19 protein-coding genes and 1 pseudogene are annotated in these 25,878 nt (G+C 72.1%); 15 read left to right on the top strand and 5 right to left on the bottom strand.

Going from position 1 to position 25,878, the window contains the following annotated elements; genetic code table 11:
* The first annotated feature begins 231 nt into the window (after window positions 1-231).
* The 6 genes and pseudogenes from ABD811_RS18805 to thpD all read left to right on the top strand — a co-directional run bounded on the left by ABD811_RS18805 (window position 232) and on the right by thpD (window position 5,917).
* Window positions 232-651: a hypothetical protein gene (locus tag ABD811_RS18805; RefSeq protein WP_344948987.1), complete on the top strand. Its 420-nt coding sequence runs from the start codon at window positions 232-234 to the stop codon at window positions 649-651.
* A gap of 629 nt (window positions 652-1,280) precedes the next feature.
* Window positions 1,281-2,064: pseudogene (locus ABD811_RS18800) on the top strand (IS5 family transposase).
* A 748-nt stretch (window positions 2,065-2,812) separates the two neighbouring features.
* Entirely contained in the window at window positions 2,813-3,310 is a 498-nt protein-coding gene (gene ectA, locus ABD811_RS18795; protein WP_425549430.1) for a diaminobutyrate acetyltransferase, read from the top strand.
* A gap of 52 nt (window positions 3,311-3,362) precedes the next feature.
* Window positions 3,363-4,613 (top strand): diaminobutyrate--2-oxoglutarate transaminase, encoded by a 1,251-nt coding sequence (gene ectB / locus ABD811_RS18790; RefSeq protein WP_344948982.1) that lies wholly within the window; start codon window positions 3,363-3,365, stop codon window positions 4,611-4,613.
* Window positions 4,610-5,008 (top strand): ectoine synthase, encoded by a 399-nt coding sequence (locus tag ABD811_RS18785; protein WP_344948979.1) that lies wholly within the window; start codon window positions 4,610-4,612, stop codon window positions 5,006-5,008. The genes ectB and ABD811_RS18785 overlap by 4 nt, the downstream gene beginning before the upstream one ends.
* Before the next feature lie 9 nt (window positions 5,009-5,017).
* Window positions 5,018-5,917, top strand: a complete 900-nt coding sequence (gene thpD, locus ABD811_RS18780; RefSeq protein WP_344948976.1) for an ectoine hydroxylase — start codon at window positions 5,018-5,020, stop codon at window positions 5,915-5,917.
* A gap of 22 nt (window positions 5,918-5,939) precedes the next feature.
* Here the strand turns inward: thpD and ABD811_RS18775 are convergent, their stop codons facing one another.
* Window positions 5,940-6,929 (bottom strand): GlxA family transcriptional regulator, encoded by a 990-nt coding sequence (locus ABD811_RS18775; RefSeq protein WP_344948974.1) that lies wholly within the window; start codon window positions 6,927-6,929, stop codon window positions 5,940-5,942.
* 129 nt (window positions 6,930-7,058) lie between these two features.
* On the opposite strand from ABD811_RS18775, the gene ABD811_RS18770 reads away from it, so the two are divergent.
* Window positions 7,059-7,943 (top strand): NAD(P)-dependent oxidoreductase, encoded by an 885-nt coding sequence (locus ABD811_RS18770; protein WP_344948971.1) that lies wholly within the window; start codon window positions 7,059-7,061, stop codon window positions 7,941-7,943.
* A gap of 171 nt (window positions 7,944-8,114) precedes the next feature.
* On the opposite strand, the gene ABD811_RS18765 is transcribed toward ABD811_RS18770, so the two are convergent.
* The gene (locus ABD811_RS18765) at window positions 8,115-10,100 is read right to left on the bottom strand and encodes a beta-galactosidase (protein ID WP_344948968.1); all 1,986 of its coding nucleotides are present in this window, start codon (window positions 10,098-10,100) and stop codon (window positions 8,115-8,117) included.
* Window positions 10,097-11,971, bottom strand: coding sequence for an exo-alpha-sialidase (locus tag ABD811_RS18760; protein WP_344948966.1), 1,875 nt, complete (start codon window positions 11,969-11,971; stop codon window positions 10,097-10,099). The genes ABD811_RS18765 and ABD811_RS18760 overlap by 4 nt, the downstream gene beginning before the upstream one ends.
* Window positions 11,972-12,196: 225 nt before the next feature.
* Here ABD811_RS18760 and ABD811_RS18755 point away from each other — a divergent pair, with 225 nt between their 5' ends.
* From ABD811_RS18755 to ABD811_RS18735, 5 genes are read left to right on the top strand one after another with little or no spacing between them, the layout of a single operon-like run.
* On the top strand, window positions 12,197-13,816 hold the full coding sequence (locus tag ABD811_RS18755; protein ID WP_344948963.1) for an ABC transporter substrate-binding protein: 1,620 nt from the start codon (window positions 12,197-12,199) through the stop codon (window positions 13,814-13,816).
* 49 nt (window positions 13,817-13,865) lie between these two features.
* Entirely contained in the window at window positions 13,866-14,825 is a 960-nt protein-coding gene (locus tag ABD811_RS18750) for an ABC transporter permease (RefSeq protein WP_344948961.1), read from the top strand.
* Window positions 14,822-16,798, top strand: a complete 1,977-nt coding sequence (locus ABD811_RS18745) for a dipeptide/oligopeptide/nickel ABC transporter permease/ATP-binding protein (RefSeq protein ID WP_344948958.1) — start codon at window positions 14,822-14,824, stop codon at window positions 16,796-16,798. The genes ABD811_RS18750 and ABD811_RS18745 overlap by 4 nt, the downstream gene beginning before the upstream one ends.
* Window positions 16,795-17,838, top strand: coding sequence for an oligopeptide/dipeptide ABC transporter ATP-binding protein (locus tag ABD811_RS18740; RefSeq protein WP_344948956.1), 1,044 nt, complete (start codon window positions 16,795-16,797; stop codon window positions 17,836-17,838). Before ABD811_RS18745 ends, ABD811_RS18740 begins: the two co-directional genes overlap by 4 nt.
* Entirely contained in the window at window positions 17,835-18,764 is a 930-nt protein-coding gene (locus ABD811_RS18735; protein WP_344948954.1) for a dihydrodipicolinate synthase family protein, read from the top strand. The genes ABD811_RS18740 and ABD811_RS18735 overlap by 4 nt, the downstream gene beginning before the upstream one ends.
* Window positions 18,765-18,794: 30 nt before the next feature.
* Here ABD811_RS18735 and ABD811_RS18730 read toward each other — a convergent pair whose 3' ends face one another.
* Window positions 18,795-19,520: a FadR/GntR family transcriptional regulator gene (locus tag ABD811_RS18730; RefSeq protein WP_344948952.1), complete on the bottom strand. Its 726-nt coding sequence runs from the start codon at window positions 19,518-19,520 to the stop codon at window positions 18,795-18,797.
* Window positions 19,521-19,601: 81 nt separating this feature from the next.
* Between ABD811_RS18730 and ABD811_RS18725 the strand changes: the two genes are divergently transcribed.
* Together ABD811_RS18725 and ABD811_RS18720 are read left to right on the top strand one after the other, a co-directional pair.
* Window positions 19,602-22,352, top strand: a complete 2,751-nt coding sequence (locus ABD811_RS18725) for a hypothetical protein (protein ID WP_344948950.1) — start codon at window positions 19,602-19,604, stop codon at window positions 22,350-22,352.
* Between the two features lie 42 nt (window positions 22,353-22,394).
* Window positions 22,395-23,255, top strand: a complete 861-nt coding sequence (locus ABD811_RS18720; RefSeq protein WP_344948948.1) for an NAD-dependent protein deacetylase — start codon at window positions 22,395-22,397, stop codon at window positions 23,253-23,255.
* Between the two features lie 89 nt (window positions 23,256-23,344).
* Here the strand turns inward: ABD811_RS18720 and ABD811_RS18715 are convergent, their stop codons facing one another.
* A complete protein-coding gene (locus tag ABD811_RS18715; RefSeq protein ID WP_344948945.1) occupies window positions 23,345-24,163 on the bottom strand; it encodes a LuxR C-terminal-related transcriptional regulator in 819 nt (272 codons plus the stop codon).
* A gap of 109 nt (window positions 24,164-24,272) precedes the next feature.
* Between ABD811_RS18715 and ABD811_RS18710 the strand changes: the two genes are divergently transcribed.
* Window positions 24,273-25,823 carry an AMP-binding protein gene (locus ABD811_RS18710; protein WP_344948944.1) on the top strand — a complete coding sequence of 517 codons (1,551 nt, stop codon included), beginning with the start codon at window positions 24,273-24,275 and terminating at the stop codon, window positions 25,821-25,823.
* Window positions 25,824-25,878: the final 55 nt, after the last annotated feature.

Genomic DNA, 25,878 nt, shown 5'->3' with positions numbered 1-25,878 from the left:
TGCTCCCGCTCCGGCGCGGGCAGAGTCACTCGACTGTGACTGATCTGGACCACGAACAGGCCCTAGTGGTGGCGATCGCCTCGCGGTAGCAGGGGCTTTGCCAGGTCCCGGCGGGAGGGGCGCGGTACGCGCACGATGTTTCAACGCCCAAGAGGGGGCAAAACACCCAGCGGCCCCCTCCCAGTGCGGCGAGGGCCCCTCCCATCTGACGAGTCGCTCCTGGAGACGCGGATGAACGAACGGTCCCGAGCCATGCCTGAAAACGACATCATCAGCCTGCGGCTGCGGCAGCACGCCGAGATCGGTCGCCTCTTCGCAGAGCTGGAGGCGTCCACAGGCAGGCAGCGGACCGCCGCCTTCCACCGACTGCGGCGGCTGTTGACGGCGCTCGAAACCGTCGAGGAAGACCTCCTCCACCCGGTCGCCGGCCATGACGGCGAGCAGGTTGAAGCGTCGCTTCCAGTAGGTATTCAAGCCACGCCGATCCTGCCGGGAGTCAGTGGACTGGAGTTCGACGACAGTCGTCACGGTCAGCGGCCCGTCCATCTGGGCGCCGGAATCTTTGATCTCTCGGCGCAGAAGAAGGAGGGCAAGTGCAGTGAGGTCGCCCCTGCCGCCAGCGACTCGCCCGGCGAACTGATGCACCAGTGAGGAGTACTGGCCGCACGGGCCACCGACCTGCGCAGCGACGATGACACCAACGCCTGCAGGGTGGTCTGCGACAGGCTGAGCAGCCGCCCGCCGAGTGCGGTCGCACACGTGTCGCCCCAGGCCATGATACGAACCTCACCCGTCCACAAACGTCAGTGACGAGAGCGTCTCACTGGTCACCCGCGCCGCCCCGCACACGACCCGCCAGACGAAAATGCGCAGCGACGGTGGCGCCAACGCCTGCATGGTGGTCTGCGACGAGCTGAGCGGCCTGCCGGACGCGGTCGCACACATGCGGCCCCAGACCTTGGTACGGACCTCACCCGTCCACAAACGTCGGTGACGAGAGCGTCTTGCCGGTCACCCGCGCCACCCCGCACACGACCCCTCAGACGAAGATGCAGACTTGCCGGTCCGGGGCAGTAGCGGGCTTAACTTCGGTCAGTGGTGGTGGCGCTTCGAGCGCCAGGATGGGGTTGCAGTGCAGAAGGGCGCGACCCGTTGCGCGGCACGCGTCTCGGCGGCCATCCGCGCTAGGCAGTGTCGTCAAAGTGGCTGCGTAACGGTTCTGTGTGACGATCATGTGATGTGTGGTGCGTCGTCATGAGTTGTCCGATGCCGAGTGGGCCATGCTGGAGCCGTTGCTGCCCAGGCAGCGGATGGGGCGTCCGCGGGCTGATGACCGGCGGGTTGTGAACGGGTCGTGTTCAAGTTCCGTTCCGGGGTGGCCTGGCGGGATGTGCCCGACCGCTATGGCTCGTGGCGGTCGCTGCACACTCGCTTTCGCCGGTGGGCGGCCGACGGGACGTTCACGCGGATGTTGCAGGCCGCCCAGGCCCGCGCCGACGCCGCTGGGGACATCGGCTGGCTGGTGTCGGTGGACTCCACAATCGTGCGCGCCCACCAGCACGCCGCCGACGTCCGAAAAGGGGGCGGCGGGCGCTCGGCCGCTCGCGGGGCGGGCTGACCAGCAGATCCACCTGGCCTGCGACGGCAGGGGGCGTCCGCTGGGATTGGTGGTGACCGGCGGCAACGCGGGTGACTGCACCCAGTTCACCGCTGTGATGGCCGCGATCCGGGTCACGCGGCTGGGGCCGGGCCGCCCCCGCGTGCGGCCCGATCACCTCATCGCGGAAAAGGGATACAGCACCCGGGTCATCCGCGCCGGGCTGCGCGAGCGCGATCGGCGCCACCATCCCCGAACGCGCCGATCAGGTCCGCAACCGGCTGCGCAAAGGACGGCGCGCAGGCCGCCCGCCCGTCTTCGACAAGGGCGTCTACCGGCTGCATGACGTCGTCGAACGCTGCTTCAAACGGCTCAAGCAGTGGCGCGGCATCGCCACCCGCTATTGCAAGACCGCCCGCTCCTACCAGGGCGCCGTCACCCTGGCCGCCCCGCTCATGTGGGTATGACACTTTGACGACACGGCCTAGTTCGTGGGGTGAGACCTGCGTCGCGTGCAGCACTTTGACCGCCGCCCTGGTTCCATCGGGACTTTAGGTGTCGTACTCGACGCCCTGTACACCGGCTTCGGCCGGCCCGGCAGCCAGGACTCACCGATCCGTTGTCCCCTGGCTCCAGCGGGTCCGACGTCGCGTCGCCTCTTCCGACGGCGGGGAACCCGAGCGGTATTGACCTTTCAGCGCCTACGGCGACCGGGGCCCGGGGGGGAGGTCGGTGCGGTACGCCGCAGCGGGGTGGGGTGCCTGTTGTAGTTCGCTGGTGGCGCTCGCCAGAGGGGTGTTCGGGTACACGTCGAGCAGGGTGGGCTGACATCTCGAGTGCGGTCGGTGGTCGTGTTCGGGGCGGCGGTGTTGTGCCCGTTGCGTGGCATGGTGCCGGGCGTGGGGCGGTGAGTGGGTCGTTTTGATGGTCGGCTTGGGGCGCGGCGGGTGCGGCGCGTTCCGGGGGCGTGGGACGGTTCGGGACGAGACTGCGTGGGTGTCTGTCCTGGTCGGTGCAGGTGTGCGCGGAGACTGAGCGGGTAATTCGGGACAAAGCCGCTCAGGGAGCTCGGCCCGGGTGTTGCGAGGGGGCGTCGCTCGGACCGGGGCACGGGGCAAGCCGGCACCGTCCGCCACGACACGGTGCCGCGAAGGGGGGAACGACGTGGAGCGGCTGGGGGACGGTACGCGCGGCCGATCCGCGGATGCGCGGGGAGTGCTCATCGGGGCGCCGGCCGTGTCGGACGGTGCCGGGATGTGGCGCGTGGCGCGGGACTGTGCCGAGTTGGACCTGAACTCCTCGTACTCGTACGCGCTGTGGTGCCGTGACTTCGCGGACACATCGGCCGTCGCCAGAATGGGGGAGACGGTGGTCGGCTTCGTCATCGGATACGTGCGGCCGCGTGCGGCCGGCACCCTGATGATCTGGCAGATCGCCGTGGACGCGGCGCACCGCGGCCTGGGCGTCGCGAGCGCGCTGCTGGACGACGTCGTCCGCCGTGCCGCGGACGCCGGGGTGACGCACCTGGAGACCACCATCGCCGCGGACAACCAGGCCTCGATCGCGCTGTTCACCGCGCTCGCGGCCCGCCGGAACGCGGCCGTGGACCGGTCGCCGCTGTTCCGTCCCGAACACTTCGCCGACGCCCACGACGACGAGGACCTGTTCCGCATCGGCCCGCTGACGCCGGCCGGAGCCGCGGTTCCGGACTGAGCCCGCGGGCGGAGCGCCGTGCCGCGCTCCCATCACCCCGGACGAGGACATCGTGGATATCTTCGAGACACTCGAATCGAACGTGCGCAGCTACTGCAGGAGCTGGCCGGCGACCTTCGACCGGGCCTCCGGAAGCCGCCTCTACGACGAGGACGGCCGGGCGTACCTGGACTTCTTCGCCGGCGCCGGCGCCCTCAACTACGGGCACAACAATCCGGTGCTCAAGCGGGCGCTCATCGCCTACCTCGAACGCGACGGTGTCACCCAGGGCCTGGACATGAAGACCGCGGCGAAGCGGGACTTCCTGTGGACGCTGCGCGACCTGGTGCTGGAGCCCCGAGGGCTGCGCTACAAGGTCATGTTCCCTGGTCCGGGCGGCGCCAACGCCGTGGAGGCGGCGTTGAAGCTGGCCCGTACGGTCACCGGCCGCTCCCTGGTCGTCGGTTTCACCAACGCGTTCCACGGCATGACGCTCGGCGCGCTGTCGGTGACGGGCAACGCCGCCAAGCGCGGCGCCGCGGGGGTTCCGCTCCAGCACACGACGCTGATGCCCTACGACGGCTACGTCGACGGGCGGATCACGGACTTCGCCCTCCTCGAACGGCTGCTCACCGACAGCGGCAGCGGGCTCGACCTGCCCGCCGCCGTCATCGTCGAGACGGTGCAGGGCGAGGGCGGCCTCACGCCCGCGCGGATCGAGTGGCTGCGCGGGCTCGCCCGGCTCTGCGAGCGCCACGCGATCCTGCTGATCGTCGATGACGTGCAGATGGGCTGCGGCCGCACCGGCCCGTTCTTCAGTTTCGAACCGGCCGCCGTCCAGCCGGACATCGTCTGCCTGTCCAAGTCCATCGGCGGTTACGGCCTGCCCCTGGCGCTCACGCTGGTGAAACCGGAGCTCGACGTCTGGGAGCCGGGCCGGCACAACGGGACCTTCCGCGGGATCAACCCGGCGTTCGTCGCGTCGGCCGAGGCGCTGCGCACCTACTGGCGGGACGACGAGCTGGAGAAGAGCACCCTGGGCAAGGGCGAGCACGTCGCCAGAGTGCTCACCGAGGTCGCACAGGCGCACCCCGAGATCCCCATGAAGGTCAAGGGCAGGGGCCTGGCGCGCGGCCTGGCGCTGCCGGACGGAGAGTTCGCGAGGCGGGTGTGCCGGGGCGCGTTCGAACGCGGACTGCTCGTGGAGACGTCCGGCCCGGACGGCGAGGTCGTCAAGCTCATGCCGCCGTTGACCGTGACCCGTGACGAGCTGGACCAGGGCCTGGCCCTGCTCACCGAATCCGTGGAGGGAGCACTCGAATGATCGTCCGATCGGTGCACGACGTCACCGGCACGGACCGGGACGTACGGACCCGGAACTGGCGCAGCAGGAGAGTCGTGCTCGCCCAGGAGAACGTCGGGTTCTCCCTGCACGAGACCACGCTGGAGGCGGGCACGGTCAACGACTTCTGGTACGCCAACCACGTCGAGGCGGTCTTCGTCGTGGAGGGCGACGGCGAGTTGCTGGACAAGGAGACCGGTGAGGTGCACCACCTGTCCCCGGGCTCCCTGTACCTGCTGGACGGCCACGAGCGGCACCGGTTGCTGCCGCGCACGCGGATGCGCGCGATCTGCGTGTTCACTCCCCCGCTCACGGGTTCGGAGGTCCATGACGAGGACGGCGTGTATCCGCTCCTGACGCGGGCGGCCGATCGGTGAGGAGGCGACATGACGGCGAACGACACCAGGACCGAGGACCGCTATCCGACCCGGCTCGCCCGGGCCGCCGAGCCGATCGTGCGCGGCGAGCCGGCGGTCTGGCCGAGCGCCGGCGGCGGACCGCCGGACGCCGCACTGGCCGCGCACGAGGCCCGCGGGTACTCGGTCGTCGAGGACCTGCTCGGCCCGTCCGAGGTGGAGGAGTTCCTGCGGGAGGTGCGGCGGCTCACCGAGGACCGGGCGCTGAGGGCCGACGAGCGGGTCGTCGTGGAGAAGGAGTCCGCGGAGGTCAGGTCGATCTTCGCGGTGCACGAGCTCAGCCCCGCGATCGGCGATCTGATCCGCGATCCCCGGGTCGCCGGCCGCGCGCGGCTGCTGCTGGGCTCGGAGGTCTACGTCCACCAGAGCCGGGTCAACTACATGCCCGGTTTCACCGGCACGGGCTTCTACTGGCACTCGGACTTCGAGACCTGGCACGCCGAGGACGGCATGCCGCTCCCCCGCGCGGTGAGCATGTCGCTGGCCCTGACGGACAACCTCCCGTTCAACGGCGGGCTGCTGCTGATTCCGGGCTCGCACCGCACGTTCGTGCCCTGCCTCGGTGCGACGCCCGCCGACCACTACAGGGAGTCGCTGCGGGACCAGCGGGTCGGCGTGCCGAGCAGGAAGGACATCACGCGGCTGGCCGAGGCCCACGGCATCGAGCAGTTCACCGGCACGGCCGGTTCGGCGCTGTGGTTCGACGCCAACACCATGCACGGCTCGGGCAACAACATCACGCCGTTCCCGAGATCGAACATCTTCGTGGTGTTCAACAGTGTGGAGAACGCCCTGGTGGAGCCGTTCGCCGCGCCCGCTCCGCGGCCCTCTTTCATCGCGTCGCGCGACTTCACCCCGGTCCCGCACTGACACGAACTCACTTGACGTGGCCTCAGGCCACTCTCCGGGGGAACGCCCTGCGGTAGGCGCTCGGTGACACGCCGACGTGTCTGAGGAAGTGGTGGCGGAGGTTGTTGGCCATGCCCAGGCCGGTCAGTTCCCCGATCTTCTCGATGGGGAGGTCTGTGGCTTCCAGCAGGTTCTGTGCTCGGGCGAGGCGCTGGTTGAGGAGCCACTGAAGGGGTGTCGTGCCGGTGGCGGCCTGGAGGCGCCGGTAGAACGTCCGGGGGCTCATCGCGGCGCGTTCGGCCAGGTCTTCGACCGTGAGGGGGCGGTCCAGGTTGGCTCGGGCCCAGTCCAATACGGGGCCCAGCCCCTCGTCGTCGGTGCCGGGGACGGACAGGTCGATGAACTGCGCCTGGCCGCCGGCGCGGTGGGCGGGCACCACCATCCGGCGGGCCAGCTGGTTGGCGACGTGCGCGCCGTGGTCGCGGCGCACCAGGTGCAGGCACAGGTCGAGGCCGGCGGTCAGGCCGGCGCTGGTGAGCACGTCACCGTCGTCCACGTACAGCACCGAGTCGTCGACGTGGACCTTCGGGTAGCGCTCGGCGAGCTGGGCGGTGTGCATCCAGTGGGCCGTGGCGCGGCGCCCGTCCAGGATCCCGGCCTCGGCGAGCGCGAACGCGCCCGTGCACAGCGAGACCATGCGGGCGCCCGCGTCGTAGGCGCTGCGCAGCGCGCTGATCAGGTCCGGCGGCAGCGGCCTGTCCTCCTCGACGCAGGGGTCGGGGACCGACGGGACGATGACGGTGTCCGCGTCGGCGAGGTCGTCGAGCCCGTAGGGAGTGCGCACCGCGAGGCCGATGGCCGCGGTGTTCCGCGCCGCCGCTCCCTCACCGCACAGCCGCAGGTCGTACCAGGGGTCGGCGAGGTCGGCCTGCGCCGCGCCGAAGACGGTGCAGGGGATGCTCAGCTCGTAGAGGCCCCAGGACGGGACCTCGATCTCCTCGGTCACGACCACGGCGACGGATCTCGCGCTCATATCGGGGGAGTATGGCAGGAATTTGGTGGTGACCGTCACCAGTGTCACTGTTGCCCTCCGCCGCGCGCTGCGAGCGTTGCCCCTGTACGCGAATCGACCGCCATCGCGCGGACGTACAGGAGGAGTGCCATGACTTCCGATTTTCCGGCCGTGACCGTGCTCGGGCTCGGCTCGATGGGCTCGGCGCTGGCCGCCGCGCTGCTGGACCGGGGCCACCCGACCACCGTGTGGAACCGCTCGGCGGCCAAGGCCGAACCGCTGGTCGCCAAGGGCGCGCGCCTGGCCGCGACGGTCGAGGAGGCGATCGCGGCCAGCCCGCTCACCATCGCCTGCGTCCTGGACTACGCGGCGCTGCGCGGCGTCCTGGAACCGGCCGCCGGCGCCCTCGCGGGACGGACCCTGGTCAACCTCACCTCGGGCGCGCCGGAGCAGGCGCACGAGGCCGTCGCGTGGTTCCGCGCCCAGGGCGCCGGCTACCTCGACGGCGCGATCATGACCACCCCGCCCGGCGTCGGCAGCCCCGAGGTGATGATCCTCTACAGCGGCGCGCCGGCCGTCTTCGAGACCTGCCGTCCGACCTTGGCGGCGCTGGGCGACCCCCTGTACCTGGGCGAGGACCCGGGCCTGGCATCCCTCTACGACGCCGCGCTGCTCGGCCTGATGTGGTCCACCATGACCGGCTGGCTGCACGGCACCGCCCTGGTCGGCGCGGAGGGGACCGCGGCCACCGCGTTCACCCCGATCGCGATCCGCTGGCTGGGCACCGTGAACCGGTTCCTGACCACGTACGCGCCGCAGGTGGACGCCGGCCGCTACCCGGGCGACGACGCCACCGTCGACGTGCAGATCGCGGCCATCGACCATCTCATCCACGCGGCGGCGGCCCGCGGCGTCGACAACGCGCTGCCCGAACTGCTGAAGGACTTCATGGAACGGGCCAGGGCCGCGGGACACGGCTCCGACAGCTACGCCAGCGTCATCGAGGTCCTGAAGAGCCCGGCGGACGGCAGGTGAGCACGATGCCGACCACCCCCGACGTGCGCGCCTGGCACCCGTGGGGCCACTCCGACGCGGCGGGGTTCGCCGCGATGGGGATCAAGTTCGACACCTTGTTGTGGTGCACGGGACGCATCCCCTCCCCGGACTCCCCCGCCGGACGACCTGGCAGTGGGACGGAACCGTCGATCAGTCTCGGGGGTGACGCAGGACCGCTACGGCGCGCGGGGCCAAATCGACGGTGTGGACGGGTCGGGAGGGGTCTCCTAGGAGGTCGGTGGCGGGTTCCGGGAGAGGGACGGATGCGGGCTCGGTGCCGTGGTTGAGGAGGAAGAGGTAACGGTGCTCCGAGCCGCGACGTACGACGGCTTGGACGCCCGAAGGCAGGCCGGGAAGGACGGGGTTGACGTCGGCGTCCGCACGGGCGCGGTCCAGGAGCCGGCGCATGGCCGTCGGGGCGGGACGGGTGGCCAGGTACCAGGCGATGCCGTCGCCGTATGCGTGGCGGGTGACGGCCGGGCGGCCGCTGAGCGGGCCCTCGGTGAAGGTGGCGATGGGCTGCGCGCCCTCCAGGTCGATCCATTCGGACCAGATGGCGGCTTCGTGGCGTTCGCCGCCCAGGTCGATGCGCGTCGGCTCGTCGAGGGGCCAGAACTCTTCGACGCGCAGGCCGAGCACGTCGCGCAGGGGTGCCGGATAGGCGCCCGGGTGGACGCGTTCGGACTCGTCGACGATGCCGGAGAAGAACGACACGAGCAGGTGCCCGCCTTCCTCGACGTAGCGGGTGAGGCGGGCGCCGACGTCGCCGGGCATCAGGTACAGGTTCGGGACGACCACCAGCCGGTACGCCGACAGGTCGGCGGTCGGCGGGACGACGTCGCAGGTCACGTGGGAGTCGAAGAGGGGCGCGTAGTGGGCGCGGTGGGCGTCCAGGAGGTCGATGGGGGCGGGGTGGGCGTCGCCCTCGACGGCGCGCCAGCTGTCCCAGTCGTGCAGGATCGCCACGTCGGCGCGCACGCGGGTGCCCGCGAGCTCGGGGACGGCCGCCAGTTCGGCGCCCAGGGCGCGGATCTCCCGGTGCGTCCGGGTGTCGGGGCCGCCGTGAGGGACCATCGCGGAGTGGAACTTCTCGGCGCCCCCGGCGGCCTGACGCCACTGGAAGAACATCACGGCGTCGGCGCCCTGCGCGACGGCCTGCCAGCACCACAGGCGCATGGTGCCGGGCGGTTTCGGCGCGTTGCGCGGACGCCAGTTGACCGCGCTCGGCGCGTTCTCCATCAGCATCCACGGCCGGCCCGAGCGCGCGGAGCGGACCAGGTCGTAGGCGAACGCGGCGTCGACGTGCGCGCGGGGGTCGTAGGGGTCGGGGTAGCTGTCGAGGCTGGCCACGTCCTGTTCGGCGGCCCATCGGAAGGAGTCGATCGGCTTGTGCACCAGGCCGGTGAAGTTGGTGGTGACCGGCACCTCCGGCGAGTGCCGCCGGACGGCGTCGCGTTCGAGCAGGTAGCAGGCCAGGATCGCGTCGTCGCTGAACCGCTCGAAGTCCAGCCGGTGCGCCGGGTTGACGAACGTGGGCGTGGTGCGGGGCGGGTTGATCTCCTCCCAGTCGTCGTAGCGCTGCGACCAGAACGCCGTGGACCAGGCCCGGTTGAGCGCGTCGATGTCGCCGTAGCGCTCGCGCAGCCAGCGCCGGAAGTCGGCCGCCGACACCTCGCAGTAGCACTGGCGGACGTGGCAGCCGTACTCGTTGCCGATGTGCCAGAGCCGCAGCGCGGGGTGGGCGGCGTAACGGCCCGCCACCTGCTCGGCGAGGCGGCGGGCGTGCTCGCGGTAGACGGGGCTGGACGGGCAGTAGTGCTGGCGCGCCCCCGGCCACAGCTTCGTCCCGTCGGCGCGGACGGGGAGGATCTCGGGATGCAGCCGCGAGAGCCAGGGCGGCGGGGACGCGGTCATCGTGGCCAGGCAGGCGCCGATGCCGTGGTCGGCCAGGTTGTCCATGACCTGGTCGAACCAGCCGAAGTCGTACTCGCCGGGCCGCGGCTCGACGCTCGCCCAGGAGAAGATGCCCACCGAGACGAGCGAGACCCCGGCCTCGACCATCAGCTTCATGTCCTCGGCCCAGACGGAGGGCGGCCACTGCTCTGGGTTGTAGTCGCCGCCGAACATGATCGTCATGCGATGTCCTCCATGGAGAGCCAGAGGCCGAGCCGGGACGCGGACGGCCGGTCGCCCGACCGGACCCGGTCGAGTTCCGCCGGGGACAGCGCGCGCCGGTAGACGCGCACGTCGTCGAGGGTGCCACGGAACCGGTCGACGCCGTCGAGACGCTGCCCGACGTGGATGCCGTCCACGCCGAACTCCTTGCCCTCGGTGACCGAGCCCGGCGGGACCGCGGCCGAGGCGACCTCGGCGCCGTCGATCCACAGGCCGAGCCGTCCGCCGGCCCGGCGCAGGGCCGCGTGGTGCCACTGGCCGTCGTTGTAGGCGCTCGCCGACTGAACGGTGATGTTGAACCGGTCGACCATGACCAGCGCGCGGATGCGGCCGGCGCCGGGTTCGGCGCGCAGCCACAGTTGCGGGGTGGTGCCGCTGCCCGTCCGGTAGGCCCACAGGAGGGCGTGCGACCCGGTGGTGTCGGTGTAGCGGAACCAGGTCGTCATGGTGAAGTCGCCGCCGCCGACGTCGATCGACCGGTCGAACGGCACCTCCACGCGGTCGTCCACGCCGTCCAGGGCCAGGCCCTCGCCGAAGCGGCCGGGTGCCGTGGCCGCTCCGCCCCTGACGTAGGCGTCGTTGCGGTGGGGCGAGGAGTCCGGGGTCTTCGGTCCCGGCGCGGGCGGCCCGGGGATACCGGGCGGGGTGCCGTTGGGGGTGGCCAGGTAGGCCTCGTTGAAGCGGGCCCAGCGGATGGTCTCGTAGGGCGTGGACGTGCCCGCCTCGTAGTAGAGGCCGACCTCGTCCTCGCCGAGTTTCACCATGTCGGAGTAGGCCGACGGGCCCCACCAGAAGACCTTGCCCTTGGTCCAGGGTTGCCAGGTGCGGCCCTCGTCGTAGGAGGAACGCACCGCCATGACCTCCCGCGCCACGGGGTGCGCGGGGGACGACACCAGGATGCGGTTCGTCGCGTCCCCCTCGTCGCGGGCGTGCAGGCGCAGCGTGGACGCCTGCACGTCCGGCATGGGCAGGTCCAGGGTCCGGAAGGGGCGGTCGAACGTCTCGCCGCCGTCGCTGCTCACCGCGTAGGCGCGGTGCCCGGGGTCGGTGCCGCGTTCGCGGGCGAGCGCGTAGACCTTCCCGTCGGTCCGTTCGACGACGGTGACCTCCTGGGCGATGATCGTGCCGTCGTCGAAGGCGCTCTGGGCGCCGATGTGCCAGGTCAGGCCGCCGTCGTCGCTGTAGAGCAGGTGGGTGCCGTAGACGTGCGGGCCGCCGGCGCGGTCGTAACTCTCGTGGTTGGCGCCGACGACGAGCCGTCCGGCGTGCGGGCCGCGGGTGAGCTGGATGCCGTGCATCGGGCCCGTCGCGTACCAGAAGTTCCACTCGGGCCGCTTGCCCTCGGTCATCTCGCGGGGCGCCGACCAGGTGGCGCCGTTGTCGTCGCTGACCTGCACGTACGGGTCGCGGTCGCAGCCGTTGGGGCAGGGCTCGGGTCCGTTGCGGGTGCTCACCAGGACGACGCGTCCGGCGCGCCGCCGGTCGACGATCGGCACCGGGTTGCCGTGGGTGGAGCCGTTGCCCTCGGAGATCACCTGGAGCGGGCCCCAGGTGCGTCCGCCGTCGGACGAGCGGCGCAGCACCAGGTCGATGTCCTCGTCGTCACCGCAGTCCCTGACCCGTCCCTCGGCGAAGGCGAGGACGGTGCCGTCCGCGGCGCGGACGACCGCCGGGATGCGGAAGCAGGCGTAACCGAAGTCCCCCTGCCTGAAGAGGACCTGCTCGTCGATGAACGGGCGGGCCGCCGAGGCGGCGGCGGGCGGCGCCGGGGCGGCGGCGAGCGAGCCCAGGAGCGACAAGGCGAGCATCGCCCTCGTGGTCGCGGACGTCATGTGGTGCCCTCCGGGGGTGGTCGAGGAGCGGCCGGGACATCCAATGTTGGACGTCCTACGTCCCGTCGACAAGAGCCAGATCGTGATCGGATCAGGCCGCCGGGCCCTTGACCGGGGCGAGAACCCGACTCTAGCCTCACAGTCCCAAGACGTAGGACGTCCGATGTCCCTTGTCCCAAAGGTGAGACTCCGCATCCGCCTGCCCACCCCCCACCAGGAGGCATCGTGAGCTCGTCGGTTCCCCGGCCCGCCATCGGCCGCCGGGACTTTCTGCGCTACACCGGAACGCTCGGCGCCGCCGCGGCCGTCACCGCCACGCTGTCGGCGTGCAGCGGCCCGGCCTCGACCGGGTCGAGCGGCGCCGGCAAGGACAAGGACCTGATCACCGCCGTGATCGGCTACGGCAACGACCAGACCTGGGACCCGACCATGACGGCGTCGGCGTTCGCGATGGCGGGCAACAACCACATCTACGAGGGCCTGGTCGACACCGACCCGATCACCCGCGCGCCCTACCCGGCGCTGGCCACCGCGCTGCCCGCCGACCCCTCCGCGACCACCTGGCGGTTCGAGCTGCGGCCCGGCGCCAAGTGGCACGACGGCAGGCCCGTCACCGTCGACGACGTGCTGTTCACCTTCGAGGCCATCCTGGACGAGAAGGCCAAGCGGCTGACGTACTCCTTCTTCGCCACCTGGCTCAAGGAGGTGCGCAGGGCGGGCGCCAACGCCGTCGAGCTGGTGCTGAAGTTCCCGTTCCCGGACGCGCTGCCCCGGCTGACCATCGCCAAGATCATGCCGAAGCACGTGTTCGGGGTGCCGGGCGGCTGGGACGCGGCGGCCAAGGGCAAGGCGGTCGGTTCGGGCCCGTACCGGATGACCGCGCACAACCCCAAGTCCAACACCTCCTTCGAGGCGTTCGCCGACTACAACGGGCCGCGCAGGCCGCTGGTCAAGCGGATGAACTGGCTGTCGATCGTGGAGGCGTCGGCCCGGGTCGCCAAGGTCTCCGGCGGCGCCGCCGAGGCGCAGATCGCCGACAACGTACCGTTCGCCAACATCGAGCAGCTCCGCGGGGCCGGGCTGACGGTCGAGGGCGGCAAGGGCATGAACCACATGTTCCTGATGTTCAACACCCGGCAGAAGCCGTTCGACGACGTCCGGGTCCGCCAGGCGCTGCTGTACGCCATCGACACCAAGACGATGATCAACGTGGGGTTGAAGGGCCACGGCACGCCGGCGACCAGCTTCCTCAACGAGCAGAACCCGTCGTACGCCAGGGCCAGGACCGTCTACTCGCACGACCCGGCCAAGGCCAGGGCGCTGCTCGCCGAGGCCGGGGTGACGAACCTGACCATCAACCTGATGGCGGTCAACCTGAGCTGGATCGTCGAGTGCCTGCCCACGATCACCAACTCGTGGTCGGCGATCGGCGTCAAGACCACGCTGGAGCCGCAGGACACCAGCGCGCTGTTCACCAAGATGGACCAGTCGCAGTCCTACCAGGTGGTGGCCGCCGCCTCGAACCCCAACCAGTTCGGCCTCGACGCCGACCTGATCCTGCGCTACAACTACACCTCCGGCGGCACCTGGATGAAGTACACCAAGTGGGACGGCACCGCCGAGGCCAAGGACCTGTTCGCCAAGATGGACGAGGCCACCCGCGAGCCCGACCCGGCCAGGAAGCGCGAGCTCGTCCGCGCCTACATCGACATCATCGCCGAGCAGGCCGTCCTCTACCCGGTGGTGCACACCGAGCTGATGACCGCGTGGGACCCCAAGAAGCTCACCGGGGTGCGGGCCCAGGCATACCCGGGCGTCAACCTCCTCCAGGCGCGCCGCCTCTGACGGCCCCGTCCACGATCCCTGCTGTCTCCGAGGTCCAAGGGGGTGCGCGGTGGCGATCCTCGTCCGAATGCTCGTGCAGCGCACGCTGATCCTGATACCGCTGCTGCTGGGCGTCAGCCTGCTGGTGTTCATCGTGATGCGGTTCTCCGACAGCAAGCCGGAGTACGCCTACTTCCAGGGGGCCAACCCCACGCAGGAGCAGATCCGCGCGTTCCAGGAGGAGAACGGCCTCCTCGATCCGCTGCCACTGCGTTACGTGCGGTTCGTGGGCGACCTCGTCCAGGGCGACATGGGCACCAGCGTGCTCACCAAGGCGCCGGTGCGCGACTCGGTGCTGACCGCGCTGCCGCTGACGCTCCAGCTCACCCTGTACGGCGTGCTCATCGCGGTGGTGCTGTCGCTGGTGCTCGGCGTCACCGCGGCGCTGTTCCGGGACCGCTGGCCCGACCAGGCGATCCGCCTGGTGTCGCTGTTCGGGGTGGCCGCGCCCGCGTTCTGGCTGGCGCTGCTGATGATCCAGTACCTGGCGGTCGACCTCGGCTGGTTCCCGACCGGCGGCTACATCAATCCGGTGGACGGCCTCGGCGGCTGGCTGCGTTCGCTGACCCTCCCGGCGTTCGCGCTGTCGCTGCCCGTGGCCGCCTACCTGACCCGCGTCATCCGCACCTCGATGGTCGAGGAACTCGACCGGGACTACGTGCGCACCGCCATCGGCAGCGGCCTGCCGCCGATCGTCGTGGTCGGCCGCAACGTGCTGCGCAACGCGCTGATCACCCCGCTGACCGTGCTGGGCCTGCGGGTCGGCTACCTGCTCGGCGGCGCGGTCGTCATCGAGACGATCTTCGCGCTGCCCGGCATGGGGCAACTCATGATCAACGGGGTGCGCAACGGCGACCCCGCCGTGGTGCAGGGCGTGGTGCTGACCATCGCGACCGGCTTCGTCGTGCTGAACCTCGTCATCGACATCCTCTACCTGCTGGTCAACCCCCGTCTCAGGAGCGCCTCATGATGCGCCGCGGCCTCGCCGAGCGGCTTTCCAGGGGGGACGTCGCGTTCCGGCGGCTGAACACGGCCTCCTGGATCGCCCTCGGCATCGTCGTGGCGATCGCCGTGGCCGCCGTCCTCGCCCCGCTGCTGACCCCGCACTCCCCCTACACCCAGGAGGCCGGGGGCGGCGGCCCCAGCGCCGCGCACTGGATGGGCCTGGACAGCGCCAACCGCGACATCCTCACCCGGCTGCTGTACGGGGCCCGCTGGTCGCTGATCATCGGGCTGGGCGCGACGGCGCTGGCGCTGCTGGCCGGCGCCGCGGTCGGCGCCGTCGCCGCGACGTCCCGCAGATGGGCGGACGAGACGGCCATGCGGACGCTCGACGTCATCATGGCCTTCCCCGGCATCGCCCTCGCCGCCGTCCTGGTGGCCGTGTTCGGCGGCAGCGTCCCGGTGCTGGTGGCGACGATCGCGTTCCTGAACATGCCGTCGGTGGCGCGGGTGGTGCGCGCGAACGTGCTCGCCCAGTACGGCGAGGACTATGTCGCCGCCGAACGCGTCATCGGCGCCCGCGCCCCGCACATCCTGATCAAGCACGTGGCGGTGAACTGCGCCGCGCCGATCCTGGTGTTCTGCACGGTGATGGTCGCCGACGCGATCGTGTTCGAGGCGTCGCTGTCGTTCATCGGCGCGGGCGTGCGGCCCCCGGACCCGTCCTGGGGCAACGTCATCGCCGACGGCCGGAACATGGTCCTGGTGGGCGGCTGGTGGGCCACCCTGTTCCCCGGCCTGCTCATCCTGGTCACGGTGCTGGCGCTGAACGTCCTCGCCGAGGGCATCTCCGACGCCTGGGCCGCCCCCGCCGAACGCCGAGACGCCCCCGCCGCGAAGCCGGAGGCGGCCCGCCGTCCCGCACCCGTCCCCGGCCCGGGCCAGGACGTGCCGCTGGCCGGTCTGGAGGAGGCCGCGCGCCGTCTCGCCGAACGCGCCCGTCCGCTGCCGGAGGGCGACCCGGTCCTGAGCGTGCGGAACCTGACCGTCTCGATCCAGGGCCGCCACGACGGCGTGAGCATCGTCGACGGGGTCTCCTTCGACGTCCGTCCCGGCGAGGTGCTCGGCCTGGTCGGCGAGTCCGGCAGCGGCAAGTCGCTCACCGCGCTCACGATCATGGGCCTGCAGCCGCGCCGGGCGCGCGTCGAGGGCGAGATCGTCTTCGCCGGACGCGACCTGCTCGCCCTGCCCTGGTCGTCGCGGCGCAGGCTGCTCGGCCACGACATGGCGATGATCTACCAGGACGCGCTGTCCTCGCTGAACCCGGCGATGACCGTGAAGTCGCAGCTCAAGCAGCTCGTCCGGCGCGGCGGCCGGCGCACCCCGGCGGAGCTGCTGGAGCTGGTGGGCCTCGACCCGGCGCGGACCCTGCGCTCCTACCCGCACGAGCTGTCGGGCGGGCAGCGGCAGCGGGTGCTGATCGCGATGGCGCTGTCCCGCGACCCCAAGCTGATCATCGCGGACGAGCCGACCACCGCGCTCGACGTGACCGTCCAGGCCCAGGTCATCGAGCTGCTGCTGAGGCTGCGCGCGGAACTGGGCTTCGCCCTCGTCCTGGTCTCGCACGACCTGGCGCTGGTGGCGGACGTGACCGACCGGGTCATGGTGATGTACGGCGGGCGGATCGTCGAGACCGGTGTCACGCCCGCCGTGGTCGGCGCGCCCGCCCACCACTACGCCCGCGGCCTGCTGGGCTCGGTGCTGTCGCTGGAGACCGGCGCCGAACGCCTCGCCCAGATCCGCGGCGTGGTGCCCGCCCCCGCCGGCTTCCCGGACGGCTGCCGCTTCGCCGACCGCTGCGCGATGGCCACGGACGTGTGCTGGACCGACGAGCCCGTCCTCCACGAGCGCGCCCCGAACCACGCGGTGGCCTGCCACCACCCCGCCGAGCCCGTCCAGGTCCCCGTGGCCGCGCCCGCCGCCCCCGAGGAGCCGCGATGAACACCCGAGAAGAGCTCCCCCGGCGGTCCGAGGCCCGGCCGCTCGCCGAGCTGGCCGACGTCCACGTGGTCTACAAGGCGCGCTCGGGCGGCGTGTTCTCCCGCGACCGCGTCCACGCCCTCACCGGGGCGGACCTCACCGTCGAACCGGGCGAGACCGTCGGCGTCGTGGGCGAGTCCGGGTGCGGCAAGTCCACCCTGGCCCGAGTCCTCGTCGGCCTGGAGAAACCCACCGCGGGCACGGTCCGCTTCACCGGACGCGACATCTGGTCCATGCCCGCCCGGGAACGCCGGGCCGCGATCGGGTCGAGCATCGGCATGGTCTTCCAGGACCCGGCCACCGCGCTCAACCGCCGCCTGCCCGTCCGCAAGGTGCTGCGCGACCCGCTCGACGTGCACGGCCGGGGCACCCCGCGCGAACGCGACGACCGCGTCCGCGAACTGCTCTCCCTGGTCGGCCTGCCCGCGAGCGTCGCCGACCTGCTGCCGAGCCAGATCTCCGGCGGCCAGCGCCAGCGCGTGGCGATCGCCCGCGCCCTCGCGCTCGGCCCCCGCCTCCTGGTGGCCGACGAGCCCACCAGCGCGCTCGACGTCTCCGTCCGCGCGCAGATCCTCAACCTGCTGCTGGACCTGCAGAGCCGGCTGGAGCTGGCCATGGTGTTCGTCTCCCACGACATCCAGACGGTGCGCCGGATGAGCGACCGGGTCGTCACCATGTACCTCGGTCGGATCGTGGAGGAGACCACGGCCGACGCGGTGCCCGCCCGCGCCCGCCACCCCTACACCCGGGCGCTGTTCTCCGCCGCGCCCGGCCTGCTGTCGCCCATCGACCCGATTCCGCTGGAGGGCCCGGTGCCGTCGGCGACCCGGCCGCCGTCCGGCTGCCCGTTCCGCACCCGCTGCTGGAGGGCCGACGACGCCTGCGCCGCCGAGATGCCCGCCCCGGAACGCGACGAAGGCCACCTGTTCCGCTGCCACCACCCGGTGCCCAAGGGCGCGACCGACCTCGAACTGATCAGCCAAGCACAGGAGCGTTCATGACCATCGCCACCGCGGCGTCCGGCGTCATCCCCCCGGTGTGCACGCCCCTCACCCCCGCACACGAGGTCGACACCGCCTCCCTCACGCGCCTGGTGGACCACCTGCTGGACGGCGGCGTCGACGGCCTGTTCGTCCTGGGCAGTTCCTCGGAGACCGCCTTCCTCACCGACGGGCACCGCCGCACGGTGCTCGACACCGTCATCGGCCACGTCGCCGGGCAGGTCCCGGTCCTCGCCGGTGTCATCGACATGACTACTCCCCGCGTCCTGGACCACGTCCGCGCGGCCGTGGCCGCGGGCGCCGACGCCCTCGTCGCCACCGCCCCGTTCTACACGCTCACCTCCCCCGCCGAGATCGCCGTGCACTTCCGGACGATCGCCGCCCGCGCGGGCCTCCCCCTCTACGCCTACGACCTGCCGGTCTCCGTCCACACCAAGCTGGACGCCGCCCTGGTGCTGGACCTGGCCGCCGAGGGCGTGCTCACCGGCATCAAGGACTCCAGCGGCAACGAGGCCGCGCTGCGCGAGGTCCTCCTGGGCCGCCGCGACCGCGGCATCGCGTCGTTCTCGGTGCTGACCGGCTCGGAGCTCACCGTCGACACCGCCCTGTGGATGGGCGCGGACGGCGTCGTGCCCGGCCTGGGCAACATCGACCCGCACGGCTACACCCGGCTGTTCCACGCCGCCTCCAAGGGCGACTGGACCACGGCCCGCGACGAGCAGGAACGTCTCTTCCGCCTCTACGACCTGGTGAAGGTCGCCAGGGGGCGCATGGGCGGCGGCTCGTCCGCGCTGGGCGCCTTCAAGGCGGCCCTCCACCTGCGGGGCGTCATCGACCACCCCACCACCGCGCCTCCGCAGATCCCCCTGAACGCCGAGGAGACCGCGCGGGTGGCCGAGCACCTTACCGGGGCCGGGCTCCTCTGACACCGGCGCGGCCGCCCCGCCGGCCGCTGTTCAGCGGCGGCGTGCGGCCTTCTCCACCCGGCTGTCGATGGTGCGGAAGTGGCGGGCCAGAGCCTGCTCGGCCTCCTCCACGTCATGCCGCCGCAGCGCCGCCACGATCGCCCGGTGCCGGCGGACCGTCCCGATCGGCGAGGGGTCGTGGTTCCAGCCGCGGACCTGGGCGACCCGGTCGAAGACGTTCCAGAAGACCCCGAGCAGCTGCGGGACGAGGGTGTTGCCGAGCGACCGGTAGAGGAGCTCGTGGAACTCGCGGTCCTCGTCGGGGAACGGCTCGCCCGCGCGCGCCTTGGCGTCCATCTTCCGGACGGCGGCGTCGAGCGCGGCGAGGTCCTCGTCGGGGATGGTGGCCGCCACCCGCCGGATCAGGCCGGCCTCCAGCGCCTCCCGCACCTCCAGGATCTCGCCGAGGGCCCGCACGTCGTTCTCCGAGCCCTGCAGCGTACGGAAGGTGAGCCCGTCCGCCAGCGGCGTGAGCGACAGCTTGCCCACGTACGTCCCGTGCCCGTGCCTGACCTCTACGATGTCGAGCGCCCGCAGCGCCTTCAGTGCCTCGCGCACCGAGTTGCGGCTGACGCCGAGGTCGTCCATCAGGTCGTTCTCGGTCGGCAGCGGATCGCCCGGGCGCAGGCCCCGGTCGAGGATCAACTGCATGATCTCCTGCTGGAGCAGCTCTCCCGTACGCCGGGCGAGAACGCGCCGACCCGGCCTCTCCGTCATGCGGTCCATGGTACTTGACATAGGACATCCAACGTCCGATGTTCAGGGGCCCACGTTCGTCCGAACACTAAGATCGTTCCGGTGAGCACCTCCCCCCACGCCCCGGAGCTGGCCGCTCTCGCCGCGAGTGCCGGATCCGGCCATCCGCGCAAGCTCAAGTCGGCCCTAACCACACTGGCCCGGCCGCTGCCCGCGGCGGACCGGATCGGCTTCTTCGAGGAGGCGTGCCGCGCGTTCACGGCCGCGGACGCGTCGGACACGGCGACGGAGCTCGCCACCTGGTCCTTCACCCAGGCCTGCAAGGTCGAGAAGGACGACGAGAGCCTGCGGGACGTGGAACGGCTGCACGCTCTGTTCCTGGAGTTCGTCCCCGCGGGCGTGGTGGCCGCGACCGCCCTGCGCGACTACGCCAAGACGCTCGCCGGGCATCTCCCGCCCGGCGAGGCGCACGCACGGTTCCGCGAGGTGATCTGCGCGGGCTTCGCCGCCGGGCTGATCCCCTACGCCCGGCTCTTCCCCGACCTGCGGAAGCTGGCCGTCGCCGCGGGGATCACCCGGCAGGACGAGGAGGAGTTCCTCGCGGCGCGGCTGCTGCGGAACGGGCTGCTGCCCGGCGCCTCGCAGACGATCTGGGCCGCCGCCGGCACCGCGCTGGCGACGGTGGCGCGCCGCGAGGCCGAGCTGCTGGATCTGCTGGTCGCGGCCGAACCCGACCGGGCGCGGCACGAGGAGGACGGCGGCCCCGAGCTCGCCGAGAAGATCAGGCAGATGTGGCTGGCGACGCTGGCCGACGCGGGAGCGGGTGCCCGGTTGCCGGCGGACTGGTTCGCCACCGCCGGCCGCCGCTGCGCCGTCGACGTGCTGCTGACGCTCGTCGACCAGGCCGGAAGCCGGGTGTTCCCCGACGACGCGGAGCCGGCCGGCGGGCCGGACCCCGACACCGATCCGGCGACGATCCCGGCCAGGCGGGCGCCGTGGGACGACGTGCCCGACGCCGAGATGCGAACCCTGCTGAAGGCCGACGTCGAGGCGGGCTGCCTGGACCGCCTCGACCGGGCGCTGTCGTGGCTGTTCGACAAGGGGCGGCCGTTCCTGGAGCGCAATCCCGGCTTCGCGCGCGAACTGGAGTTCTCTGATCCGGTGGACGCGCTGCTGGCGAAGCTGCGCGCCGGCGTCCCGGAGGAGTTCGGAATCCCCGTCGCCCTGTCCGGCCGGGTCGCACGGTCCGTCGTCCAGCACCGCGAGTACCTGTCCGTGCGGACGCGCCGGGAGGTGGAGGTCGACGACGGCCGCGGATCCCCCTGGACCGTGCGTCTCGGCCGCTTCCCGACCGAGCTGTTCCCCTGGTACGACGGCGAGGTCATGCGCGTGTCGCGGGTGCGGCCCGGCGGCCGCTGGCAGACGTTCCGGGCGGAGGGCACGGTCGACGTCGGAGGGGACGGCGAGGACCTCGCGCTGACGTACGAGCCCGGTGCCGGCACGGCCCGTCCCGAGGCGCCCGGAACAGGCGAGGTCACCTTTCCGGGGGCCGCCGCGCCGAGCCGGGTCCGGCTCCGCCGCGGCGAGATCACCGTCACCGCGCCCGACGGCTCGCAGACCACCCGGCTGAACTACTCCCCGCGGAACCCGGCGGTGCCGCCGCCCGGCGTGTGGGGCAGGCGGAGCCCTGTGGACCCGGCCGGTTCGGCCGCGCTGCGCACGCTGGACAGGGCCACGGCCGAGCGCATGGTGCTGGCCGCGCTGCCCGCCTCAAGCGGGGTGCTGAGGCCCGTACGGGAAGAACTCGCCCGCCTGGTGCCCGAGATCACCGAACCTTCGCTGGCCGCCGCGATGGCGGAACGGACGTACAGCGCGGCACAGTGCCTGCTGAACGAGCACTGGCTCCGGATGAAGGCCGGGACGGCGCCCCGCCCGCCGCTCGCCCCGCTGCTCGACGTCCATCCCGAACTGCCGGTGGTCGGCCTACGGCAGTTGGTGTCGTTGCGGGTGCTCGAAGGGCATCTGCTGGCGGCGGCGGAGGAACCGGACGCGGCGGAGCCCCGGTTGCTGCGGGAGGTCGCGCATCCGCAGGGGGACGACTTCCTCATCGAGGACTTCGGTGGGATGGCGCGCCACGTCATACCCGTCCTGTGGCCGTGGCAGCGGCCTCACGCCCAGTGGAGCCTGGACGGGCTGAGAGCGTGGGCCAACTCCGGATGGGGCGACGGAAGCGGACGTTACCGGCTGCTGTGGTTCGGGCAGCCGTCCCCCGGTCCGCCGTCGACGCCGAAGATCCAGGTGTGGCGCACGCGGAACGGTTCGCTGCTGTCGTTCAGCGGGTGGCACCGCCGGGGCTTCGCGGCGGTCGAGTACTCGCCGGACGGACGATTCGTCCCGATCGGGCTTCCCGAACGCGACCTCGTCGGCGACCCCGTGCCGCAGGGATGGCTCTCCCAGGCAAGGCTGCTGCGCCTTGAACGCCTGCTGGCCGAGAAGGGGCCGCCCCCGGTCCGCGCCGAGTCGGCACGGGAACTGGCCGCGCGGACCGGCCTCACGACGGCGAAGGCGGTCGATCTCCTGTACGGGAACGAGGACGGCCATCTGCGGCCCCGGCCCCTGCCGCCGGGAGACGACCCGGGCCTTCCCGCCGAGATCGTCGACCTGCTCGAAGCCACGAAGGGTGAAAGGCTGGACTGGAACTTCGGCCACGCGTTCCGCCGTGACAACGGCCGTCTGGGGACGTTCCGCGAACGGCTGATGCCCGACGACCCGGCCGACCTGTGGACCACCGGCTTCGACATCGCCCGGGCCGCCGACTGGTGGCGGGAGGAATGCGAACGCCAGGGCTGGTGAGCGCACCCGCCGGCAGGTCGCCTCGTCGTGCACCATGGAGGGGTGACTCAGGCCGTTGAGGAAGGTCTCGCCCTCGCACCGGACGTCTCCGCCCGCCTCGGGGAGCTGGCGGACTTCGTCGCGGACGGCGACGTGGTGGTGCTGAGCGGTGCGGGGCTGTCCACCGAGTCCGGCATCCCGGATTATCGCGGGGAGACCGGGCGACGACGGCGGGCCACCCCGATGACGTACCAGATGTTCACCGGCAGCGCCGAGGCGCGTCGGCGGTACTGGGCGCGCAGCTTCCTGGGCTGGCGGCACATCGCCGGCGCCCGGCCGAACGCCGGCCACCGCGCGGTCGCCGAGCTGCAGCGCCGCGGGCTGCTCGCCGGCATCATCACCCAGAACGTCGACGGCCTGCACCAGGCCGCCGGGGCGCGTGACGTGATCGAGCTGCACGGCGGCCTCGACCGGGTGGTGTGCCTGGGATGCGGCCGCCGCACACCCCGGCGGCTGCTGGACGAGCGCATGCTCGCGGCCAATCCCGGCTGGGACGCCCGGGTCGACGCGATCAACCCCGACGGCGACGCCGTGCTGGCGGACGAGCAGATCCGCTCGTTCCGCGTGGTGGACTGCGCGGACTGCGGCGGTGTGCTGAAGCCCGACGTGGTGTTCTTCGGCGAGAACGTGCCGCCGGCCCGCGTCCGCGAGTGCTATGCCCTGACCGAGCGGGCGGGGCTTCTGCTGGTCCTCGGCTCGTCGCTGGCGGTCATGTCCGGACTGCGGTTCGTCCGCCGCGCCCACCAGCACGAAATCCCGGTGGCGATCGTCAACCAGGGTCCGACCCGGGGCGACGCCCACGCCCTCCTCACGCTGGACGCTCCGCTCGGCCCGGCGCTGACCGCCCTCGCCGCCGCCCTCTGACGCCCCGCTCTCCGGGCGCGGGGAGGCGCGTTCGACCGGCTACGCGGCATGCCGCGCCCGGCGCCTCGCCCCGGCGGCGGGGCGGGCGCTCAGGGAATCTGGCCGGTGCGGCGCGCGGAGATGACCGCTTCGTGACGGGTGGACGCGCCGAGCTTGTTCATCGCCGACTTCATGTAGCTCTTGACGGTGCCGGTGGTGAGGCCGAGCGCCTCACCGATCCGCCGGTTGGACAGGCCGCGGGCGGCGTGCGCGACGATGTCGCACTCGCGCGGGGTGAGCATGACCGGCGGCGGGTCGGCGTCGTCGTCCAGCAGGCGCCGCCCGGCGCGCAGGATGGCGGCCCTGGTCTCGGGGTCGTCGGTACGGGCCGCCAGGGCCCGCAGGTCGCTGTAGGTGTCGCGGATCCGCTCGCGCAGGCGGTGGGCCTCGCACGCGTCGGCCGGGTCGGCGAGCGTGTTCTCCGTGGCCGCGGCGACGGCCAGGCGCTGTTCCAGCGCGCGGGCCTCAGCGGTGACGGCGTCCTGGATGCGGTCGCCGATGACCTGGGTGTCGCGGAACGCCCCGTAGACGACGGCGACGGTGGCACGTTCCACGATGACGGGCGTCGCGACCATCGCGCGCAGCCCCTCGGCGCTGATGAGCCGGTCGTAGTGGTGGGTGATCAGCGGGGTGGCCAGGTAGTCGTTGAGGGCGATCGTGCGGGAGAGGGCGGCGACCTTGCCGCCGAGGCCGTGCCCCGGCCGCAGTTCGACGCCGCGCATCGCGCCCACGTTCGGCCCGTCGAAGAAGGAGAGCCGCACCTGGCGGGAGTCGAGCACCTCGCCGGCGAACGCCAGGGAGACCCCGGTGGCGCGCCGCACCCGCCGGAGAGTCGCGGCGATCTGCCGCTCCAAGGGCACCTGAGTCATGTGAGCTCCCCGCACCCACCCCCCTCTTCGGAGGGTGGCGGTCATCTGTGCATCGCCTGGAATGTACGTGATGCAGACCACCTTCCTGAACCCCCGGGGACGGCATCCCATGGATCTCGCAACGTCTGACGTCGGCACCTGGCTCGCCCGTTTCGGCGGCCCGGACGCGTGCGCGGCCGACCTGTTGTGCGACCGGCACCCGCGTGACGCGGTCGCCTTCACCGTGATCGAGCCCGACCTGTCGTCCCGCGACCTGACCTACGGCGAGCTCGCCGACGCCTCGCGCCGGTTCGCCACCGCCCTGGCCGCGCGCGGCGTCGGCCGCGGCGACGCCGTCGCGGTGCTCATGGGCAAGAGCGACCGGCTGGTCGTCGCGCTGCTGGGCATCTGGCGGCTCGGCGCCGTCCACCTGCCGCTGTTCACCGCGTTCGCCACCCCGGCGATCGAGTTCCGCGTCCGCGCGAGCGGCGCCCGGGTGATCGTCGTGGACGCCGACCAGCGCCCGAAGATCGACGCCCTGGACGGCCTGACCGTGATCGAGGGCGGCCCCGAGTTCGACGACCTGGTCGCCACGAGCGAGCCGTTCACCGGGACCGTGGCCGTCGGCGGGGACGGGACGCTGGTGCGGCTGTTCACCAGCGGGACGACGGGCCGGCCCAAGGGCGTCCCGGTGCCCGTGCACGCGCTGGCGGCGTTCGTCTCCTACATGCGGTACGGCCTGGACGTCGCCGAGGACGACGTGTTCTGGAACGCCGCCGACCCCGGCTGGGCCTACGGCCTGTACTACGCGATCCTCGGCCCCATGGCCCTCGGCCACCGCAGCCTGCTCCTGCACGCCGGCTTCTCCGCCGAGCTCACCGCCCGCGTGCTGCGCGAGTTCGGCGTCACCAACTTCGCCGCCGCGCCCACCGTGTACCGCGCCCTCAGCAAGGACCCCGCGGTGAGCGGCATCTCGCTGCGCCGGGCGTCGTCGGCGGGGGAACCGCTCACCCCGGACGTGCCCGAGTGGTCACGCGACGCCCTGGGGGTGGAGGTGCGCGACCACTACGGGCAGACCGAACTCGGCATGGTCATCGTCAACGGCTGGCACGACGCCGTCCGCGCCCCGGTCAAGCCGGGCTCCATGGGACGCGCCCTGCCCGGCTTCACGGTGGGGATCCAGAACGGGCAGCTCGCCGTCGACACGGTGAACAGCCCGCTGATGTGGTTCACCGGCTACGTCGACGCCCCCGACAAGACCGCCGAACGGTTCACCGCCGACGGCCGCTGGTACCTGACCGCCGACACCGGACGCCAGGACGAGGACGGGGACTTCTTCTTCACCGCCCGCGACGACGACGTCATCATCATGGCCGGCTACCGCATCGGGCCGTTCGAGGTCGAGAGCGTCCTCATCGCCCACCCGTCCGTCGTGGACGTCGCCGTCATCGGCGTTCCCGACGACATCCGCGGCGAGGTGCTGCACGCCTGCGTCGTCCTGAGCGCGGACGCCCGGCCGTCCGAGGAGCTCACGCGCGAGCTGCAGTCGCTCGTCAAGCAGCGCTACGCCGCCCACGCCTATCCCCGCGCGATCCACTACCTGGACCGCCTGCCCAAGACGCCCAGCGGCAAGACCCAGCGCTACATCCTCCGCGACACCTACCGCACCACCGCCACCTGACCGGTCACGGACGGGTGCCGTGGCGGCGGACGTCGCGGTGACCGACCAGGCCCAC

Source organism: Actinomadura miaoliensis (assembly GCF_039536785.1).
Taxonomy (GTDB): Bacteria; Actinomycetota; Actinomycetes; order Streptosporangiales; family Streptosporangiaceae; genus Spirillospora; species Spirillospora miaoliensis.
This window is presented reverse-complemented; position numbering and strand designations above follow the sequence as displayed.